This window comes from Butyrivibrio hungatei NK4A153 (genome assembly GCF_000424465.1).
Taxonomy (GTDB): Bacteria; Bacillota; Clostridia; order Lachnospirales; family Lachnospiraceae; genus Butyrivibrio; species Butyrivibrio hungatei_A.
Genome location: NZ_KE384194.1, coordinates 65513 through 81842, shown reverse-complemented (window position 1 = coordinate 81842; position 16330 = coordinate 65513). Strand labels below are relative to the sequence as shown.

General features: G+C 42.0%; 14 protein-coding genes. All 14 read left to right on the top strand.

Translation table 11 applies throughout. The annotated features are described in order from the left end of the window. Window positions 1–57 precede the first annotated feature (57 nt). The 14 genes from G628_RS0111175 to G628_RS0111110 all read left to right on the top strand — a co-directional run bounded on the left by G628_RS0111175 (window position 58) and on the right by G628_RS0111110 (window position 16260). On the top strand, window positions 58–1032 hold the full coding sequence (locus G628_RS0111175; protein ID WP_027209170.1) for an SDR family oxidoreductase: 975 nt from the start codon (window positions 58–60) through the stop codon (window positions 1030–1032). Next, window positions 1029–1778 (top strand): DUF2334 domain-containing protein, encoded by a 750-nt coding sequence (locus G628_RS0111170; RefSeq protein ID WP_027209169.1) that lies wholly within the window; start codon window positions 1029–1031, stop codon window positions 1776–1778. The genes G628_RS0111175 and G628_RS0111170 overlap by 4 nt, the downstream gene beginning before the upstream one ends. A gap of 6 nt (window positions 1779–1784) precedes the next feature. After that, a complete protein-coding gene (locus tag G628_RS0111165; RefSeq protein ID WP_027209168.1) occupies window positions 1785–3107 on the top strand; it encodes a glycosyltransferase in 1323 nt (440 codons plus the stop codon). Continuing rightward, on the top strand, window positions 3107–4306 hold the full coding sequence (locus G628_RS0111160) for a glycosyltransferase (RefSeq protein ID WP_027209167.1): 1200 nt from the start codon (window positions 3107–3109) through the stop codon (window positions 4304–4306). Before G628_RS0111165 ends, G628_RS0111160 begins: the two co-directional genes overlap by 1 nt. Further along, window positions 4306–5241 (top strand): methionyl-tRNA formyltransferase, encoded by a 936-nt coding sequence (locus G628_RS0111155; RefSeq protein WP_026656660.1) that lies wholly within the window; start codon window positions 4306–4308, stop codon window positions 5239–5241. Before G628_RS0111160 ends, G628_RS0111155 begins: the two co-directional genes overlap by 1 nt. Before the next feature lie 2 nt (window positions 5242–5243). Beyond that, window positions 5244–6344: a glycosyltransferase gene (locus tag G628_RS0111150; protein WP_026656661.1), complete on the top strand. Its 1101-nt coding sequence runs from the start codon at window positions 5244–5246 to the stop codon at window positions 6342–6344. Between the two features lie 16 nt (window positions 6345–6360). Beyond that, window positions 6361–7122, top strand: a complete 762-nt coding sequence (locus G628_RS0111145; RefSeq protein ID WP_027209166.1) for a hypothetical protein — start codon at window positions 6361–6363, stop codon at window positions 7120–7122. Window positions 7123–7131: 9 nt separating this feature from the next. Next, window positions 7132–9075: an asparagine synthase (glutamine-hydrolyzing) gene (asnB, locus tag G628_RS0111140; RefSeq protein ID WP_027209165.1), complete on the top strand. Its 1944-nt coding sequence runs from the start codon at window positions 7132–7134 to the stop codon at window positions 9073–9075. 24 nt (window positions 9076–9099) lie between these two features. Further along, window positions 9100–9345, top strand: coding sequence for an acyl carrier protein (locus tag G628_RS0111135; protein ID WP_026656664.1), 246 nt, complete (start codon window positions 9100–9102; stop codon window positions 9343–9345). Between the two features lie 4 nt (window positions 9346–9349). Further along, window positions 9350–9739 (top strand): VOC family protein, encoded by a 390-nt coding sequence (locus G628_RS0111130; protein ID WP_026656665.1) that lies wholly within the window; start codon window positions 9350–9352, stop codon window positions 9737–9739. Next, on the top strand, window positions 9726–10937 hold the full coding sequence (locus tag G628_RS0111125; protein ID WP_027209164.1) for a glycosyltransferase: 1212 nt from the start codon (window positions 9726–9728) through the stop codon (window positions 10935–10937). Before G628_RS0111130 ends, G628_RS0111125 begins: the two co-directional genes overlap by 14 nt. A 17-nt stretch (window positions 10938–10954) precedes the next feature. Further along, a complete protein-coding gene (locus G628_RS0111120; RefSeq protein WP_330365480.1) occupies window positions 10955–12760 on the top strand; it encodes an HAD-IIIC family phosphatase in 1806 nt (601 codons plus the stop codon). Beyond that, the gene (gene asnB / locus G628_RS0111115; RefSeq protein ID WP_027209162.1) at window positions 12748–14637 is read left to right on the top strand and encodes an asparagine synthase (glutamine-hydrolyzing); all 1890 of its coding nucleotides are present in this window, start codon (window positions 12748–12750) and stop codon (window positions 14635–14637) included. Before G628_RS0111120 ends, asnB (G628_RS0111115) begins: the two co-directional genes overlap by 13 nt. Before the next feature lie 111 nt (window positions 14638–14748). After that, window positions 14749–16260, top strand: coding sequence for an MBOAT family O-acyltransferase (locus G628_RS0111110; RefSeq protein ID WP_242827218.1), 1512 nt, complete (start codon window positions 14749–14751; stop codon window positions 16258–16260). Window positions 16261–16330: the final 70 nt, after the last annotated feature.

Below are 16330 nucleotides of genomic sequence, written 5' to 3'. Positions count from 1 at the left end.
CCGACGAGCGAAGCGAGAGCGGAACCTCCTTATTATTTGAAAAGAGGACTTTTTTAAATGAGTTTTAAAGAGCTTAAATTTGACGACGACAGTTTATTTTTGGTAACCGGAGGCGCAGGCTTCATCGGTTCCAACATTTGCGAAGCACTTCTTGATATGGGTTACAAGGTAAGATGTCTTGATAATCTTTCAACAGGACATATTGAGAATATTCAGCCTTTAATGGAAAACAAGAATTTCACCTTCATCGAGGACGATATCAGAGACCTTGATGCATGTATGAAAGCAACTGAAGGTGTTACATATGTTTTGAACGAAGCTGCATGGGGAAGCGTTCCCAGAAGCATCGAGATGCCTCTTCTTTACGAGGAGATCAATATCAGAGGAACACTTAACATGATGGAAGCATCAAGACAGAACGGAGTTAAGAAGTTTGTATATGCTTCAAGCTCATCTGTTTACGGAGATTCAACAATTCTTCCCAAGAAAGAAGGACAGGAAGGAAATGTTCTTTCTCCTTATGCACTTACAAAGAAAGTAGATGAAGAGTACGGAAAACTCTATAAGAAGCTTTACGGACTTGATACATACGGACTTCGTTATTTCAACGTATTCGGAAGAAGACAGGATCCCAACGGCGCATATGCTGCAGTTATTCCCAAGTTCCTTAAGCAGCTTATGAACGGTGAGACTCCTACTATCAACGGCGACGGTAAGCAGTCACGTGACTTTACTTATGTTGATAATGTAATTGAAGGTAATTTAAGAGCTTGTCTTGCATCATCAGAGGCAGCAGGAGAGGCTTACAATATCGGAGCAGGCGGAAGAGAGTATCTTATCGATGTATATCATCACCTCACAGATGCGCTCGGTCTTGATGTAGAGCCTAACTACGGACCTGCAAGAAAAGGTGATATCAGAGATTCAAACGCTGATATTTCAAAAGCAAGACAGAACCTTGGCTACGATCCTTCTTACGATTTCAAGGCAGGAATTGAACTTGCCATCAACTGGTATAAAGAGAATCTATGAAAATAGTAATTCGAATGGACGACATAACTCCTGCAATGGATTGGGAGAAATTTGACAGATTTAAAGGAATACTCGATAAGCATGGAATCAAGCCGCTTATCGGGGTTATTCCCGATTGTAAAGATGAGAAGGTCAATGTTTTCGAACCCCAGGAAGATTTCTGGAAGATGGTAAAAGACCTTCAGGATTCGGGCTGGGCAGTTGCAATGCACGGCTTTAATCATGTCTACACCACCAAGGAAGCAGGAGTTTTTCCCATCGGAGGAAAGTCTGAGTTTGCAGGCCTTCCCTATTACAAGCAGGATGAAATGATCATGATGGGAAGTCGTATTCTGAGGGAAAATAAGATAATGACGGATGTTTTTATGGCACCCTCACATTCGTTTGACAGGAATACGATAAAAGCTCTTAAGAAAAATGGTTTTTTCAAGATTACGGACGGCTTTGGGAAAGCGCCGTATAAGCGGTCGGGACTTATTTTTTACCCGATTTCGATAAGCAGAGCGAAGACTCTTTCCGATAAGCGGGACGGAATAACCACTTTCGTATATCATACCAATACAATGGATGAAAAAGAGTTTGAAGAATTAGACAATCTGCTTAATACAGCACAGGTTGTGTCGTATTCCGAACTTATGGAAATGAAAGCTACAGAGCAGGGAATACTTAGGTTTATTCTAGAGTATATTTTAGCTAAGGCCAAATACACTGTTGTTAATCTGAAGAAAAGCAGAAACATAAAGTGAGGAGTTATGGAAGATAACTATGGACAGATAAGAGTCTTACATGTCTTAGGGGGACTTGGAGTAGGCGGAGCTGAATGTCGCATAATGGATTTATATCGTAATATGAATAGGGACAGGGTCCAGTTTGATTTCCTTGTCCATTATTCGCCTGATAAGACAGGGAAAAAGAGTCCGACTTCTGATGAACTGATGGCAGTTCGAGAGCCGGACTATTTTGATAATACGGTATATTCATTGGGCGGAAGAATATTCTGTCTTCCAAAATTTGTGGGAACCAATTTGCTTGATTACAAAGCTGCGATCAAGAAATTTTTTAATGAGCACCGCGATGAGTGGAAAGTTGTGCAGGGGCACATGACGAGTACCGCGGCTATCTACCTTCCGATCGCAAAGAAAGCCGGGATTCCCATCCTCGTTGCGCACGCAAGGAGTGCGGGAGTTGATAAGGGCGTGAAAGGCGTTGCTACAAACTTTTTGAGAACTCCGCTTCGCAAAGAAGGAATTACCGATTATAACTTTGCCTGTTCGAAAGAGGCAGGGATAGCGGTATTTGGGAATACACTTATGGAGAAGGGGAAAGTAAAGATCATCCCCAATGCCATTGACTTAAAGAACTTTGCCTACGATGAAGAAAAAAGAAATAAGATAAGAAAAGAACTCGGCGTGTCCAACGCTGTTGTTATAGGACACGTAGGTAGCTTTAGATATGCCAAGAACCACGAGTTTTTGCTTCAGGTCTTTTTCGGTATTTGTAAGATGCTTGAAAATGATGCGGATAACAAATACTGCATGCTTCACGGTATTCGCATGAAACTTCTGATGCTTGGCACGGGACCTTTAATGGATGATATGAAGAAGCTCGCGGACAGGCTTGGGATATATGACAAATGTATCTTTGCGGGAAATAAGAGTAATGCTGCAGATTATTATCAGGCGATGGATTATTTCTGCTTCCCTTCAAGATATGAGGGACTTCCCGGAAGTGTTATAGAGGCGCAGGCAGCGGGGCTTCAGTGCGTTGTGTCAGATTTCGTGACACCTGAAGTTGACGTGACGGAACTTGTTACCATGATGAGCATCAATGACGATCCAAAGAAATGGTCAAAGAAAATACTTGATGACCTTATCCTTGACGACAATGATTCCGACGATGAGGCAGATGCCGGATATGAGTCACTTGTAGCCACAGGTAACAGTGCAGGCGGCTGCTCATTGGGAGACCGAGAAGGAACATCCGATTATATTTTGAATAAATTAAGAGATGCCGGATTTGACGTGAAGTTACAGGCAAAACAGATGGCATATTTTTATGAAAGAGGAAATTTTTAATGGCAGATAAAAAGAAAAATCTAATGCTCATGGTGCCCATGCTTCATCAGGGCGGATTTGAGCGTGTTTGCATAAAGACTGCAAGATTGATGCAGGAGTATTACAACGTATACATACTTATATTCAGCTCCAAAGATATCAACTTTGACGTAACGGGACTTGAAGTGATCGATATTGATGTGCCGGCTAAGAAGGGCACGATAAATAAAGTATTCAATGTAATAAAGAGAGTCATCAAGACAAGAAAAATCAAGAAACAGCTTGGAATCGACATTGCCTACAGTTTCGGAAGTACAGCGAATTATGTAAATGTTCTTTCAAAGGGAAAAGAAAGAGTGCTTACCGGACTTCGTTGTCAGACTGATATGGAAAGTCCAAAGAAGATAAAGATGTTCTGCAACGGATCAGATCAGGTTCTTTCCTGTTCAAAAGAGATCGTAAGGCAGCTTCTTCGCGACTTTAATTATAATAAAAGTACTTACATCTACAACCCACTTGATGTTGAGGATGTAAAGGCAAAGGGCAGTGAAGAGATAGCGGATATGCCTTTTAAGGGAGAAGATGTAAAGACCATATCCTGTATGGTGAGAAACGATTACATAAAGGGTGTATGGCATCTTGTAAAAGCTTTTTCACTTGTTTATAAAAAGCATCCCGAGGCAAGACTTATAGTTCTTGGCGCGGGAAATTGGTCAGAGTACGAAAAGCTCTCTGAACAGCTTGGAGTTAAAGGGAAAGCTTGTTTCCCCGGAGTTAAAAAGAATCCTTTTTCTTACGTATCTTCTTCAGATATTTACGTGTGCAGTTCTAATCATGAGGGATTCCCCAATGCGGTACTTGAAGCAATGGCGCTCGGAAAACCTGTTATTTCTGCAGACTGTAAGACGGGACCCAGAGAGATTCTTTTAAGCGAAGATGAGTACGAGCAGCTTATTAAGGAGATACCAAACGGAGACAGCACAAAGGAAGCGATTGAAGGAACATACGGAATCCTTGTTCCCGATCTTGGCGAGAAGGTGGATATGGATCCTGCAAACATAACAGATGGTGAGAAACTCCTTGCGGAAAAGATAATAAGTCTTTTGGATGATGAGGACAAAGCTTCAAGGTATGCGGAAAAAGCCTATGAGAGAGCGATGTTCTACGCGCCCGAAAAGTACAAAGAAAGTATACATGAGATTTTCAAGAGGTATGAATAATGCATTATAAAGTTGTAGTCTTCGGTGTAAAAGATACATCCGAGAACATAATAGATTTCATAGAAAAAGAACTTTGCAAGGTTGACCTTGTAATGACCATTGCACCCAAGGTTCTTGAACATAATCAGGTTTCAGGATTCAAGGGACTCAGCTTCCTGACAGAGAAGTATGGAATTCCAGTTTTCGAAGCAGAGAGCTATTTCCTTAACGATGAAAAGACAAAGAAGTTCATTGAGGAAAATACTTTTGACCTCGGAATCGTAATGGGATGGCAGAGACTTATTCCCAAGGAAGTTCTTGATGCATTTAAGAGCGGAATATACGGTTTCCACGGAAATTGTGGATATCTTCCCTTCGGAAGAGGAAGATCACCCCTTAACTGGTCGGTTATTCTCGGAGATACAAGATTTAATCTCAATCTTTTCAGATATGATGAGCATGCGGACAGTCCGAATGTATTTGCAACGGAGATGTTCCAGATAAATGAGCACGACGATATCAGAACGGCTCAGTACAAGAATATGATCTGTTCCAAGAATCTTATCAGAAAGCTTGTCACAACATATATGGAAAAAGGTGAGATTCCCATTCACACCGATTCAAAAGACTATGATTCATGGTACAATAAACGTACGGCCAAAGACGGAAAGATAGATTTCAAAGACAGAACAAGAAATATCTATAATCTTATAAGGGGCGTTGCGGCACCTTTCCCCGGAGCATTCTGCTATGCGGGATCCGAGGATGAGAAGAATAAGGTTACTGTCTGGGAAGCACATCCTTTTGATGAGATGATAGATTTTTCCGGATTTGCTCCCGGTGAGATTGTGGATATGTTCGACGGAAAGCCGATTGTCCGCACAGTTGACGGATCCATAAGAATAGACAGATATGAATCTGAAGCAGAATTAAAAGTAGGAACGGTACTTTTGTAATTATGAAAACAATAGCATTTCACTTGAACTGCCTTGTACAGGGCGGTGCCGAGCGCGTGGTATCAAACCTCGCCAATCAATTTGCCAAGGAAGGCTATAAAGTGTATGTCGCCACTGAGTGGGTGGATGAAAATGAGTTTGCTCTTGATGAGAGAGTCACAAGAGTGCACGTAGGTCTTCGTGAAGGCGATGAGAAAAAGAACAGGATAACAAAGTTCTTTTTACGTGTGAAATATCTCAAAGAATTTGTGAAAAATTATCATCCGGATGTACTTATAGCATTTGCGCAGAGAGCCAATTACAGAGCGCTCATGGCAGCAGGCAAAAGTGACGTGCCTGTCGTAATATCCATAAGGACAGACCCGGTTGGACATTATGATGCGTTTTCTGATAAAGTACAGATAAAGTGGTTGTTCCCGAGGGCAGCAGGTTGTGTATTTCAGACAACCGGACAGAAAGAGTTTTTTAAGCCATACCTTCAGGATAATTCAGCCATTATATTAAATCCGATAAATCCCAAGTATTTTGGCCTTAAGAAGCCTGAGAGCAGAGATAAGTCCGTGGTCCACCACGCAAGGCTTGTAGACTTCAAAAATCAGCCTATGCTCTGTGAAGCTTTTATAAAGGTGCATGAAAAGCACCCAGATTATGTGCTTAAGATCTATGGTCCCGATTCTTTTGACGGGACAAAAGAGATCCTTGATAAGATTATTGCGGATAACCACGCGGAAGACTACATTCTTCTCATGGGCGGAAGCGATGAGCTCGAAAAGGAAATACCAAAGGGCGCGGTTTACGCCTTTTCATCGGATTGGGAAGGGCTTCCGAATTCGCTTCTTGAAGCAATGGCGATGGGAATGCCCTGTGTTGCAACGGATTGTCCGTGCGGCGGTCCAAGAACCGTTATAAGAGACGGTGAGAACGGACTTCTTGTTCCGATAAAGGATCCTGACGCGCTTGCCGAGGGTATATGTAAGCTTATCGAGGACAGAGAACTTGCGGAGCGCCTTGGAGATGAAGCTTCCAAGATAGAACAGATTGCTAATTCCGAAGCTGTATTTGTGCAGTGGAGAGATTATTTAGAGAAGATTATTAGAAAATAACAGGAGAATAAGGGTAATGTTTTCATTTGATGATTACAGAGAGATTGTCCGTGCCATTAAAGCTACGGGCCGTTATGCCACATATGAAGAAGCACTTGATAAAGACAGCTTTGTCATTATGAGACACGACGTTGAGTATTCGGTTGAGAGAGCGCATGCTCTTGCCAAGGTTGAAGAGAGTATGGACTTCAGGTCTACATTCTTTTTCCAGTGGACAAATAATTCATATAATATCCTGTCCAGAAAAAACAGGGATATTCTTTCCGATATGCATGAGAGAGGCCAGCATATAGGTCTTCACTTTGCATTAAACGGAATGACAGATATGAGAGTTATACGAGAGAGGATTAAGCAGGAAATCGATATGCTCAGCAATATGCTCGGCTTTGAGATCAACTCTTTTTCCATTCACAGACCGTCACCCGACGTTCTTGCGGAGAATATCAAGATTTCAGGAATTATCAACGCATATCAGGATGACTTTTTTACATTTGATCCCAAGGCAACACCCGAGTCGGAGCTTGATGTAAAGTATCTGTCGGATGCAAACCATGTTTGGAGATACGGCTATCCCGATGAAGAAACAATAAATAAATATGATAAGGTTCAGATTCTGACACATCCTTTTGCATGGACAAAGAAGGGATATGACAATCTTGAGAACTATAAGACACTTGTTAATGAGAAATATGTCGAGCTTATCGATTCTATTGATAATGAGTGCAAGGATTTCGGTGCTCTTCGCGATAACTTCGAAAAACTACCTGTGGAGCTGTAAATATAAATAATGTGCGGAATTTGCGGATATATTTCAAAAAAGAGAATAACTGAAGAACAACTGAGGATCATGAATGATACCATGTATCACAGAGGGCCCGATGACAGCGGTGTTGAGATCTATTCAGGAGCAGATGATTATGTCATAGGCTTTGCTCAGAGACGTCTTTCAATCCTGGATCTGTCTCCTTTGGGACATCAGCCGATGCACTCCGAGAACGGCAGAATATCTGTTGTCTATAACGGAGAGATATTCAACTACCGTGAACTCAAGGAAGAACTCTCTGACTATGAGTTTAAGTCGAATTGTGATACGGAAGTTATAATCGCTGCGTACCTCAAGTGGGGAATAGATATGGTGGATCACATCCACGGAATGTTTGCGATTGCAATATATGACAGAGAGACATCCGATGTTTATCTTATAAGAGACAGAATAGGTAAGAAGCCGCTTTTTTACTGGTTTGACGGAGAAAACATTGTTTTTGCTTCAGAGCTTAAGCCTATTATGAAGTGCCCCGGATTTAAGCCGGAGATAAGAAAACAGGTTATTTCAAGATTTCTTCTTCAGCAGTATATTGCTGCTCCCGATACTATCTTTACCGATGTGTATAAGCTTGAGGCAGGTTCATATCTTAAGTTTAGCGCAGGTAAGATCACCAAGAAGAAGTATTGGGATATAAAAGAAGTATATAAAGAGATGTCAAAAAATCCCGTAAGAAGCTATGCGGAAGCAAAGGAAGGACTGAAAGAGAGACTTAAGAAGTCCGTTGCATCCAGAATGATAGCCGATGTTCCTCTCGGAACTTTCTTGTCGGGCGGATATGATTCATCTCTTATAACGGCAATTGCCCAGGAACATTCAGACAGGCCCGTAAAGACATTCTGCATAGGTTTTGATGTTCCCAGATATAATGAAGCGGAGTATGCCAAGGAAATCGCAAAACACCTTGGAACCGATCACACAGAGCTCTATATTTCGGAAAAAGAGATGTTCGAGCTTGTAAGTAGTATTCCGCAGTACTACGACGAACCTTTTGCGGATAACTCAGAGATTCCTTCGATGCTTGTAAGTAAACTTGCAAAGCAGGATGTCACCGTAGCTCTTTCGGGTGACGGAGGAGATGAGTTTTTCTGCGGATATAATGTATATGATAACGTGAGAACAGCGCAGCTTCTTGATATTCCGGGAGCTATTGTACACAGTCTTTCGCGTATTAAGAGCGGAGACGGAACGCTCCTTGATAAGATGCCGTTCAGGGTTAAGGTTGTTGCAAACAACAGAGATCCCGAAACCAAGACACAGCTTGTATCAGAAGGATATGTAAGAGCTTCGCATGCCTTTATATCAGGCAATGAGGACATGGATATCCCGATGAGTGCGGCTCAGTATCTTGCGACGGATTACAATGTCGGAAGCAATATGCAGCCTGTTCTGTATCCTGTGGAGAGCCTTTACGGAGTAAATAATTTCCAGATAAGAAGAATGCTTCTTGATATGGATACATACCTTCCCGAGGATATTCTGGTTAAGATGGACAGGGCGTCCATGAAATATTCGCTTGAAGCAAGATGTCCTATCATGGATACGGAGGTTATGGAGTATTCGTTCAGGATACCTCACAGATTCAAGTATAATAGGGGCGATAAGAAGCATATCTTAAAAGATATTGCTTATGACTATATACCTAAAGAGCTTTTGGAAAGACCAAAGACAGGTTTCGGCGTGCCTATGGATGAATGGCTTCGCGGACCTTTAAGAGAGCAGCTTCTTGATTACAGCAGCACATCTTTCCTTAGCAAACAGGATATTTTTGATGTAAACTATGTTTCAAACTTTATAAACGATTATGTTGTAAAAGGAGACGGAGGCCCCGCAACGGGAGCTAACTACAGCAAGATTGCGTGGTCATTCTATATATTCCAGCAGTGGTATAATTTCCACATGATCTGACAGAAGTGAAAAGAGGAGAAATAAATGACAAGAGAAGAAGTATTTGAGAAATTAAACGAAGTGTTCAGAGATGTTTTCGAAGATGACGACATCACCGTTGAAGATGCTACAACGGCAGCAGACGTAGACGGATGGGATTCACTTGAGCACATCAATCTTATAAATGCCATTGAGCAGGAGTTTGATATCAAATTCAACATGGGACAGATCGTATCCATGAAAAATGTAGGTGAGATGGCAGACATTATCATCAGCAAATTACAGGGATAATAAGATGAAAATACATCATGTAGGATACCTTGCCAAGAGCATAGACAAGACGGAAAAGAAATTTTTTGAGCTTGGTTATGAAGTTGAACAGGCCACCAAGTACGATGAGATAAGGGATATTAAGATCGAGTTTCTGAAAAACGGAGATTACAGAGTTGAGCTCATTGAGCCCATGGGAGAGAATTCCCCGATGTATCCGCTTTTGAAGCGCTTTAAGAATACCCCTTATCATTTTTGCTATGAAGTGGAAGATATGGACAAGGCTGTAAAAGAGCTTGAGAGCAAACACTACACCGTCATACATGAGCCTACTATCGCGCCTTGTATAGACGGCAAGAAAGTTGCCTTTTTGAATAATATCAGTATGGGGATAATCGAACTTGTCGAATTCTGAGAATAAAAAACATATCGCCATGTATATAGGTTCGCTCGAAAAGGGCGGAGCGGAGAGAGTAATGTCTAATCTTGCCGATTATTTTTTTGAGCAGGGTTATAAAGTTACTCTCGTTACTACATATCTGGCGGCAAATGAATATGAAGTAAAACATGCAGCATGGAAGCGTGTTCCCGCGGGGGCACCCAATGCAGTCCATGTCGCAGATCTTGATGAAAACCCTGTGTGGGTTGACCTTGAAGGCGGAGAAAAGGGCGGTATCAGAAGAGTCTTTTCCGCACTTCTTAAAGAAGAACAGGCAGGCAGAGCGGCAAATCTAAAGAACAGATACGAGAAACTCCGTAATATCTGGAAAGACCTTAAACCCGATCTGGTACTGAGTTTCCTTGGAAAAAACAACATAATGGCTCTTTCAACCGCTACAAGAGAGGGAATAAAAGTTGTTGTATCTGTGCGTGCAGATCCCGATATGGAGTACGGCAGCAGAGGGCTAAAAGCGGGTATGCTTGCAACTTTCGGAAAAGCGGCAGGCGTTGTTGTCCAGTCTAAAGGCGCAAAAGTCAAATTTCCCAAATATATTCAAAAGAAATGTATAATACTTCCAAACTCGCTCAATCCTTCTTTTATCAGGAAACGCTATATCGGCGACCGTGAGAAGAAGATTGTGATGGTTGCAAGGATTAACAGTAATAAAAATCAGGAAATGGTAATGAGGGCGTTTAAAGACGCAGCAGGCGAAGCTTTTCCCGATTATTCACTTGTTTTTTACGGAGACGGTCCGGACAGCATTAAGCTTCAGAGGCTTGCATCCGAACTTGGGATAAGAAAAAGAGTTGAGTTTAAGGGAAATGTAAGCAATGTGGCGGAGCATATCGAGAAGGCTGCGCTTTTCATACTTGCATCCAATCATGAAGGTATGCCGAATTCTCTTATTGAGGCGATGTCACTGGGACTTCCCTGTATATCGACGGATTGTCCCTGCGGCGGACCGAGAGACCTAATTGATGACGGTGTAAACGGACTTCTTGTTCCCGTTGGAGACAAAGATGCTATGGCACGTGCCATTACAAAGGTACTGTCAGATAAGGAACTATCTGAGAAGCTCGGAGCAGAGGCTACCAAGATTCAGGAAATATGCAGTCCCGATGTTACCAATGCCAAGTGGAAAAAGTATTTTGATAAGATAATGGAAGGATAATAGAGGATAAGTTTTTTATGATGAAAGAACTGGAATATCCATTTGACAACAGTTACATAATGAAAAAGTCCAAGTCGATAAAGAAGGCTCTTCTTGCTGACGGTTCGGACAGGATAAAGAAAAAGATAGCGGTGCTCGGAGGCTCCACAACTCACGATATCATTAGGATTCTGGAGCTCTTTTTGCTTAACTATGATATAGAGCCTGTTTTCTATGAATCTGAGTACGGACAGTACTGGCAGGATGCCATGTTTCCTTCGGATGAGTTAAAAGAGTTTGCTCCTGACATTATCTTTATCCACACAAGTAACAGGAATATTATCGAATATCCTACTATGGATGACAGCGAGGCAGCGGTACAGGATAAGCTTGATAATACATTCAGGCACTTTGAGACGATGTGGCACAATCTGCATGAACTCTATCATTGTCCGATTATCCAGAATAATTTTGAGGCGCCTTTTTACAGGCTTATGGGAAACAGGGACGGATATGACATTCACGGAAGGCTTTCTTTTATCAACAGGCTTAATCTCATGTTTTCCGAGTATGCAGGAAAGGCTTCGGGAGATGAAGGAAGCTTTTTTATAAATGATATAAATTATCTTTCAACCTGCTACGGACTTGATGCGTGGTCAGATCCTCTTGCATGGCATATGTACAAGTATGCGCTCTGCATTCAGGCTATACCTACGCTCAGTTTTAATGTGGCAAATATAATCAAGTCGATTTACGGAAAGAACAAGAAGGGACTTGTTCTTGACCTCGACAATACACTGTGGGGCGGCGTTGTAGGCGACGACGGTCCGGACGGAATCGAGATAGGACAGGAGACCAGTTTAGGTCAGGTTTATCTTGAATTCCAGAATTATATCAAAGCTCAGAAGGAGCTTGGTATCGTTCTTGCGGTTGATTCCAAGAACGATGAAGAGAATGCACTTGCGGGGCTTAATCATCCCGACGGAGCGCTTAAACCCGATGATTTTGTATTCATAAAGGCAAACTGGGAACCCAAGAGTGAGAATATGAAGGCGATTGCTTCAGAGCTCAATGTGCTTCCGGAATCACTTGTCTTTGTGGATGACAATCCGGCTGAGAGAGCGATTGTTACGGGACAGATTCCTAAGGTGAATGCGCCTGAGATCGATACTCCCGAGCACTATATAAGAATTCTCGATCACTCGGGATTTTTTGAGACAACATCCATTTCTGAGGATGACAGGAAAAGAAATGAGATGTACATGGCAAACAGGAAGAGGACAGAGCTTCAGGAGAGCTTCAAGGATTACAGCGAGTACCTTAAGTCTCTTGAGATGAAGGCTGTCATAGCTCCTTTTGAAAAGATGTACATTCCAAGGATTGCCCAGCTTACAAACAAGAGCAATCAGTTTAATCTTACAACAAAGAGATATACTCCCGATGATATCGAGAAGACTGCAAATGACAGCAGCAACATCACACTTTACGGTCGTCTCGAGGATAAATTCGGAGATAACGGAATAGTTTCGCTTGTGATAGGCAAGCAGGATGGCGACGAACTTCATATCGATCTCTGGCTTATGAGCTGTAGAGTTTTAAAAAGAGATATGGAATTTGCCATGATGGATGAACTTGCAAAGAAAGCGGGTGAAAGGGGAATAAAGACCGTTTACGGATACTATTATCCCACAGCCAAGAATAAGATGGTCAAGGACTTCTATTCTTTACAGGGATTTGAACTTGTGAAAGAAGATGAAGAGGGGAATAAGACCTACAAGCTTGATCTTGATGGATATACAAATAAAAACAATGTTATAGACGTGGAGACAGTATGTGCGGAATAGCAGGACTTATCGGGTATAGAGGCGACCTTAAAGGAAACATCAAAAAGATGAATGACAGGATGCTTCACAGAGGTCCCGACGATGAAGGAATTTACATAAGTGATGATGAGAAAGTGGCGCTTGGACATAGGCGCCTTTCTATTGTGGACTTATCCAAAAAGGGCGCTCAGCCCATGATGTCACATTCCGGACGAAAAGTTATCGCATATAACGGCGAGATCTACAATGCATCCGTGGTAAAAGACAAGCTTATCGCGGAGGGGAAAGTTGCTGAATTTAACGGAACTTCCGATACTGAAATTCTTATAGAATCGATAGATGCTTACGGCATGGAAGAAACTTTGAAAATGTGCAAAGGAATGTTCGGAATTGCCGTCTATGATATGGACAAAAACACCGTCACTTTTGCAAGAGACAGAGTCGGAGAAAAGCCTTTGTACTACGGAAACGTTGGCGGAGCTTTTGCATTTGCTTCGGATATCGGCTGTCTTCGCGTGATAGAAGGCTTTGATAATGAGATAAACACAGAGGTTCTCGATATTTATTTTACAGAAGGATATATTCCTGCGCCCTATACGATTTACAAGGGCATCTATAAGCTAGAAGCGGGATGTATCATGACTGTAAATGTCGACGATCTTTCTTATGAGACAAAGAGCTATTTTTCAATGACGGAAACTGCCGTAAAAGGGCAGAGCAATCTTTTTAAAGGTAGCAAGGAAGAGGCGGCGGAAGAACTTGAGAGACTTCTTAAAGAGTCTATAAAAGGACAGATGGTTGCCGATGTTCCGCTTGGAGCTTTTTTGTCAGCGGGAATAGACAGCAGCACGATCGTTGCGCTCATGCAGTCCGTTGCTCCCGGCAAGGTAAGAACATTTACCGTCGGAATGGAAGATAAGAAGTTCAACGAGGCCGAGCAGGCAGGCGAGATAGCAAGGCATCTGGGAACAATCCATACCGAGGAATATATAACAGAGAAGGATGCAAAAGAAGTAATTCCGCAGCTTTCCTTTATGTTTGGTGAGCCTTTTGCGGATTCTTCACAGATTCCGACATATCTTGTTAGTAAGATGACAAGAAAGCACGTTACCGTATCGCTTTCGGGCGACGGCGGAGATGAGCTTTTTGCGGGATACAGATCCTATGAGTCTGTTGAAAGAGTGTGGGGGAAGGTTGGAAAACTTCCGTACTTTATAAGAAAACCCGCATCAATCCTTATGCTTAACAGCCCATATTCAAAGAGCGAAGCCGGAATGGCTAAGTCTATGTACATGGGAGCAAAAGGCCCCGGGGATGTTCACAGGCTTGAGCATGAGGGTGATCCTATTGTAAAAAAGATTGCGCTTAAGAACGGTGCAAAATCTCTTTCATACAAATATACCGAGATGGATACGAATCTTCTTGCAGATCCGTGTCACAATGCGATGCTTATGGATATGCTTGTTTATCATCCCGATGACATTCTTGTCAAAGTCGACAGGACGGCAATGGCGGTCTCTCTTGAAACGAGAGTTCCGATGCTTGACAGGGATATACTTGAATTTGCGTGGAGCCTTCCAAGGAATTACTTAAGGGAAGGGAATGTCGGAAAGCAGGTTCTTCGAAACGTGCTCTATAAGTACGTTCCCAAGGAGATGGTCAACAGGCCGAAAAAAGGTTTTTCGATTCCGATAGACAAATGGCTCCTTGATGATAAAATAAGGCAGTGGGCAGAAGCTCTTCTTGATAAAGATAAGATAAGGCAGCAGGGTATACTTGATCCCGATGTTGTAGAGAAAATCTGGACCGACTTCACACAGCGCGGAATTTACAGGATACAGATATGGTATATCCTTATGTTCCAGCAGTGGTATGAGAAAGAGTATATGATCAAGTAATAAAAGAATTATATTTAGTGGCAGGCGCCTGTTTTATAAGAAGGATGCGTGTTATATGAAAGATTTTTTATGGGTATAACTTCGTTTTATTTTCTGTGCTTTTTTGCACTTGTGTTAATTGCATATTATACGATTCCTCTTTTGTTCAAAAAAAGAGGTCAGTGGGTGGTGCTTTTATTTGCGAGCATCATCTTCTATTTGTTTTCCGTAAATGGGAACTATGTGCAGATTGTATTTCCGCTTGCAGCCTCGTTTACGACATGGGGGCTTTTAAAGCTTTTGGCCGGGACAGAAGAAAAAGAGCTTCTAAAAAGAAGGCTGATTCTTGTTGCGGAGCTTGTTGTTCTTCTTGGAATACTTATCGTGTTTAAGTTCTATAAGTTCATAACAGGTGGCGGTATTAAACCTCCTACGGGACTTTCATTCTATACTTTTATTCTTTTGGGATACTTTATTGAAGTTTATAACGGCATCGGAGTAAGAAGGGACAGCCTTCTTGAGACAACTCTCATCGGTGTGTTCTTTCCGCTTGTGGTTCAGGGACCTATTATAAAAACCCGTGAACACAGTGGGCAGTTGTTTGAATATCACAAAGCTGATTTTAAGAATCTTACATTCGGAGCGCAGAGAATGCTCTGGGGCTTCTTTAAGATGCTTGTTATCTCGCAGAGACTTCGCACTGTTGTTGATAAGATTTACGCCATTGATGCAGAGTACACGGGAGCATATATCTGGCTGGGTACTGTGTGTTTTGCTTTTGAGTTATATACGAATTTTTCGGGTGGAATAGATATTGTGATCGGTTTGTCCGAGATGCTTGGAATCATTCTTCCAGAAAACTTTACGACTCCTTTCTTTGCTAAGAACATAAGCGAGTATTGGAGAAGGTGGCACGCTACGCTCGGAATCTGGATGAAGGACAATGTCTTTTACCCGCTTCTTCGTACCAAGATGATAATGGGACTTGGAAAAACGCTTAAGAAAGTCTTTGGTAAAAAGAAAGGTAAGCAGCTCACTACTTACGTTGCAATGTTCATCTTATGGTTTTCTGTAGGTTTATGGCACGGAGGAGAGGCAACTTTTGTTATCGGTTCAGGTCTTTTGCACTGGGCATATATCGTGCTCGGAGAAGTGACACTTCCGTTCTTTACATGGATTTTTGAAAAGAAGATGCACATCAATCTGCAGAGTAAATTTGCAAACGGATTCAGGGTTGTGAGAACATTTTTCTTTGTATGCATCGGAGATCTGTTCTTTAGATCAAAGAGTATTCCGCATGCGCTTGGATTGCTTAAAAGAAGCGTGAGTACGTTTAATCCGCAGATCTTTGTTGATGGAAGTTTGCTTAATCTCGGACTAAGCATTTACGAGTGGGGAGTGCTGCTTGTATCACTTGCGGTGCTCATTACGGTTTCAACTATTCAGTACAGAATGGAGCTATCGCGTGACGGTAAGATCACAGGCAGCAGATTTGAAGGATATTCAAACTTAAGGGAGTATATTGCGTCCAAGAAGCTTGTGGTCAGATGGATTGTGTATTTTGCACTGTTTTTCACAGTACTTTTACTTGCCGAGTACGGACCGGGATTTAATCCTGCGGATTCGATATATGATGACTTCTAAGTTTTAATAGTGCGGTTTGCATGCAATTAAGGGAAGTATTATAGGTTGTTGGTTTATAAGGATTTCAGAT

Coding starts and splice junctions, on each gene's coding strand:
- G628_RS0111175 (WP_027209170.1), top strand. CDS start 58: ATGAGTTTTAAAGAGCTTAAATTTGACGACGACAGTTTATTTTTGGTA.
- G628_RS0111170 (WP_027209169.1), top strand. CDS start 1,029: ATGAAAATAGTAATTCGAATGGACGACATAACTCCTGCAATGGATTGG.
- G628_RS0111165 (WP_027209168.1), top strand. CDS start 1,785: ATGGAAGATAACTATGGACAGATAAGAGTCTTACATGTCTTAGGGGGA.
- G628_RS0111160 (WP_027209167.1), top strand. CDS start 3,107: ATGGCAGATAAAAAGAAAAATCTAATGCTCATGGTGCCCATGCTTCAT.
- G628_RS0111155 (WP_026656660.1), top strand. CDS start 4,306: ATGCATTATAAAGTTGTAGTCTTCGGTGTAAAAGATACATCCGAGAAC.
- G628_RS0111150 (WP_026656661.1), top strand. CDS start 5,244: ATGAAAACAATAGCATTTCACTTGAACTGCCTTGTACAGGGCGGTGCC.
- G628_RS0111145 (WP_027209166.1), top strand. CDS start 6,361: ATGTTTTCATTTGATGATTACAGAGAGATTGTCCGTGCCATTAAAGCT.
- asnB (WP_027209165.1), top strand. CDS start 7,132: ATGTGCGGAATTTGCGGATATATTTCAAAAAAGAGAATAACTGAAGAA.
- G628_RS0111135 (WP_026656664.1), top strand. CDS start 9,100: ATGACAAGAGAAGAAGTATTTGAGAAATTAAACGAAGTGTTCAGAGAT.
- G628_RS0111130 (WP_026656665.1), top strand. CDS start 9,350: ATGAAAATACATCATGTAGGATACCTTGCCAAGAGCATAGACAAGACG.
- G628_RS0111120 (WP_330365480.1), top strand. CDS start 10,955: ATGATGAAAGAACTGGAATATCCATTTGACAACAGTTACATAATGAAA.
- asnB (WP_027209162.1), top strand. CDS start 12,748: ATGTGCGGAATAGCAGGACTTATCGGGTATAGAGGCGACCTTAAAGGA.